Genomic DNA, 3,254 nt, shown 5'->3' with positions numbered 1-3,254 from the left:
ACCGAGATCGTCCAATTTTCCGACGGCGGCCAATCGCTCGGCGATCGATCGCACCAGCACCGGATGGGTGGGGGAGTCGAGAGCCAGAACGGCAGTCGGGCGCTGCTTCCAGTCCCAGTTGGCGAGCACGGTGATGCACGCCTTCTCCAATGCGTCGGTGGCCGGAGCATCGGGTGCATCGAGCAGGGCACGCAGCCGGCTGCCCCAGCCGAGGTCGGTGAGTCGACCCAGCACGCGCCCGGGTTCGTGTGGGTCGGCGATCTTGCCCGAGAGCGAGACACCCAGCTTCTTCATGCCGCTGGGCCACTGCTTTCTCGGCTGCAGGTCGATGCCCGGCCGGTCCAATCGTGCCCGTGCCGAGTCGACTGCAGCCGCATCCACCGACGCCGACAAGTGCTCACCGGTGCAGTTGTCGCACCGTCCGCACCTGTCGGACTCGCTACCGGGTGCGCCCAGATCCGGGTCGTCGAGTTGCCTCCGCAGGAACTCCATCCGGCAGCCGTCGGTGCCCTGGTAGTCGATCATGGCCTGCTGTTCGCGGTCCCTGGCCTGTTCGAGACGCTCGTAACGTCCCGCGTCGTACGTCCACTGCTCCCCGGTGGCCATCCAACCGCCACGAACGCGTCTGACCGCGCCGTCGACGTCGAGGACCTTCAGCACCATCTCCAGCCTGCTGCGATTGAGCTCGACCAAGGGCTCCAGCGCCTGCGTCGACTGGGCCTTGTCGGTGTTCAGGGCATCGATGACCTGCCGCACCAGATGCTCGCGGGGGAATGCGACGGAGGCGAAGTAGCTCCAGATCTGGCGATCCTCGTGACCGGGCAGCAGCACCACATCGGCGCGCTCGGTGGCGCGACCGGCTCGGCCTACCTGCTGGTAATACGAGATCGGAGACGACGGTGCCCCCATGTGCACGACGAAGCCGAGATCGGGCTTGTCGAAGCCCATCCCCAATGCGGAGGTGGCGACGAGGGCCTTGACTCGGTTGGCCAGCAGGTCACCTTCGAGCGATTCGCGCTCGGTCGGATCCGTCTGACCGGTGTAGGACGCCACCACGTGGCCCTGATCGGTGAGCAGCGCTGCGAGGTCCTTCGCGGCCGAGACCGTCAGCGTGTAGATGATTCCCGAACCCGGCAGGGTTTTCAGGTGATCGGCGACCCACGCCGCCCGTTCGGTGGCGTTGTCGATCTTCACCACAGCCATGCGCAGAGAGTCGCGTGCGAGCCCGCCGCGCAGTACGAGCGTGTCGCCGCCGCCGACACCCAGCTGTGCCGCTACGTCGTCCACCACGCGGTCGTTCGCCGTCGCTGTGGTCGCGAGCACGGGGATACCGTCGCGCAACTCGGCGATCATGGTTCTGATACGTCGATAGTCGGGCCGGAAATCGTGGCCCCAGTCGGAGACGCAATGTGCTTCGTCGACCACGACCAGGCCCGCATCACCTGCCAGGGACGGCAGCACCTGATCGCGGAAATCCGGATTGTTCAATCGCTCCGGACTGACCAGCAGCACGTCGAGCTCGCCCGAGGCGACCTGCTGATGGATGTCGTCCCACTCGGTCATGTTGCCGGAGTTGATGGTGGCAGCACGGACGCCCGCCCGCTCGGCGGAGGCAACCTGGTTGCGCATCAACGCCAACAGTGGAGAGACGATCACCGTCGGACCGAGGCCCTGTGCGCGAAGCAGTTTCGCCGCGATGAAGTAGACCGCCGACTTGCCCCAACCGGTCCGCTGCACCACCAGCGCCCGCCGCCGGTGCACGACGAGGGCCTCGATGGCCGTCCACTGGTCTTCCCGCAGCACCGCAGCCGGGCCGGCGAGTTCGCGCAACAACTCTTCTGCGCTCGCGCGCAAGTTCCCGGTCGTGGGCTCCGTGGTCGTTGTCATAGGCTCCATCGTGCAGCAAGCAACCGACATCCAACGCGGGCCGGTCGGAAACGGTCGGACCGTGCAGCCCGAGAGGACCAGCGGTGATCGATCCCGATTCCGATTCGATGCCGGCCGACCAGGGCCCCGTTCACCGTCACCTCTGGGCACTGGCCGTGGTGTTCGTCGGCGGTGCGGCGGGCACGGCTGTCCGCTACGTGATCGAGGAGCAGCTTCCGCATTCGGCGTCGCAATGGCCGACGGCCACCTTCGGGATCAACATCGCCGGTGCGTTCGTGCTCGGACTTCTGCTCGAGTCGCTGGTTCGCGGCGGGCCCGACGCAGGAGTTCGGCGCAGGTTACGGCTGCTGCTCGGTACCGGTTTCTGCGGTGCGTTCACCACGTACAGCACCTTCGCCCTCGAGACGGTGGACGGGATTCGAGGTGGGTTCACCGGGCTGGCATTGGCGTACGCAGTGGTAAGCGTGATTCTCGGAATACTTGCAGCCTGGGCTGGAATCGTGTTGGCAGGCAGGGTGATTCGATGATCGCGATGTGGATCGCGGCGGCCGGCGGGTTGGGGGCAGTCTTTCGCTTCGTCGTCGACGCTGAAGTGAAGTCTTCTCTCGCGGCGCGGACGAGCTTTCCCTGGGCGACGGTCGGCATCAACGTGTCCGGATCGTTTCTGCTGGGTGTGCTGGCCGGATGGGTGATGTTCCGAGCCGGCTCCACCGACGTTCAAGCCGTCATCGGTACCGGGTTCTGCGGCGGGTACACCACGTTCAGCACGGCGAGTGTCGAGACGGTGCGGTTGCTACAGCAGGGGCGTCGACGCGATGCCGCCGTCAACGTGACAGTCACCGTGCTCGCGTCCGTGCTCGCGTGCGCAGGCGGCCTGGCGCTCGCGTCGTCGATGTAGGACGGTCGACGCGAGGACGAATTCATGCCTGGCTGACGCGCACCATGTTGCCGGCGGGGTCACGGAATGCCGCGTCGCGCGCACCCCACGGCTGACTCGTCGGCTCCTGCAGAATCTCGGCGGTGCCCGCCGCGCGAATTCTCTCGAAGGCCGCGTCGAGGTCGTCGGCACGAAACAGCAGGCCCGGAAGCTCGCCCTTGGCGAGCAGAGCCGCGATCTGATCGCCGAGTTCCTGCGACCGGCCCGCGTGGGGCTGCGACAGTACGATCTCGATCTCGGGTTGGTCGTCGGTGGACAGAGTGATCCAGCGGTAGCCGTCGTTGGCGACCTCGCTCTTGACCTCGAGTCCCAGAGCGTCGCGATAGAACGCCAACGAGGCATCGGGGTCGTCGGTATAGACGTGTACGTGGCTCAGTGAAAGTGACATGGGGAAATGCTAGGACGCCCCGACCCTCGATGCTTCTTCGAT

Annotated in this window: 4 protein-coding genes; 2 read left to right on the top strand and 2 right to left on the bottom strand. The window is 66.3% G+C overall.

Features of this window, described 5'->3' with window-relative positions:
- Positions 1–1,887: RecQ family ATP-dependent DNA helicase (locus A2J02_RS19620; RefSeq protein WP_068052464.1), on the bottom strand; the 1,887-nt coding region annotated here is incomplete at its 3' end.
- Between the two features lie 107 nt (positions 1,888–1,994).
- Between A2J02_RS19620 and crcB (A2J02_RS19615) the strand changes: the two genes are divergently transcribed.
- Both crcB (A2J02_RS19615) and crcB (A2J02_RS19610) read left to right on the top strand, forming a co-directional pair.
- Positions 1,995–2,414: a fluoride efflux transporter CrcB gene (crcB, locus tag A2J02_RS19615; protein WP_082898928.1), complete on the top strand. Its 420-nt coding sequence runs from the start codon at positions 1,995–1,997 to the stop codon at positions 2,412–2,414.
- Positions 2,411–2,785 carry a fluoride efflux transporter CrcB gene (crcB, locus tag A2J02_RS19610; protein WP_068052459.1) on the top strand — a complete coding sequence of 125 codons (375 nt, stop codon included), beginning with the start codon at positions 2,411–2,413 and terminating at the stop codon, positions 2,783–2,785. Before crcB (A2J02_RS19615) ends, crcB (A2J02_RS19610) begins: the two co-directional genes overlap by 4 nt.
- 22 nt (positions 2,786–2,807) lie before the next feature.
- Here the strand turns inward: crcB (A2J02_RS19610) and A2J02_RS19605 are convergent, their stop codons facing one another.
- Positions 2,808–3,212: a VOC family protein gene (locus A2J02_RS19605; RefSeq protein WP_068052456.1), complete on the bottom strand. Its 405-nt coding sequence runs from the start codon at positions 3,210–3,212 to the stop codon at positions 2,808–2,810.
- Between the last annotated feature and the right edge of the window lie 42 nt (positions 3,213–3,254).

It is taken from the genome of Rhodococcus sp. EPR-147 (genome assembly GCF_001647185.1).
Taxonomy (GTDB): domain Bacteria; phylum Actinomycetota; class Actinomycetes; order Mycobacteriales; family Mycobacteriaceae; genus Rhodococcoides.
The sequence above is the reverse complement of the archived record's forward strand: the minus strand, read 5'-3'. Positions and strand labels throughout refer to the sequence as shown.

Excerpts from the sequence above, each read along its gene's own strand:
- crcB (WP_082898928.1), top strand. The coding sequence starts at position 1,995 with ATGCCGGCCGACCAGGGCCCCGTTCACCGTCACCTCTGGGCACTGGCC.
- crcB (WP_068052459.1), top strand. The coding sequence starts at position 2,411 with ATGATCGCGATGTGGATCGCGGCGGCCGGCGGGTTGGGGGCAGTCTTT.
- A2J02_RS19605 (WP_068052456.1), bottom strand. The coding sequence starts at position 3,212 with ATGTCACTTTCACTGAGCCACGTACACGTCTATACCGACGACCCCGAT.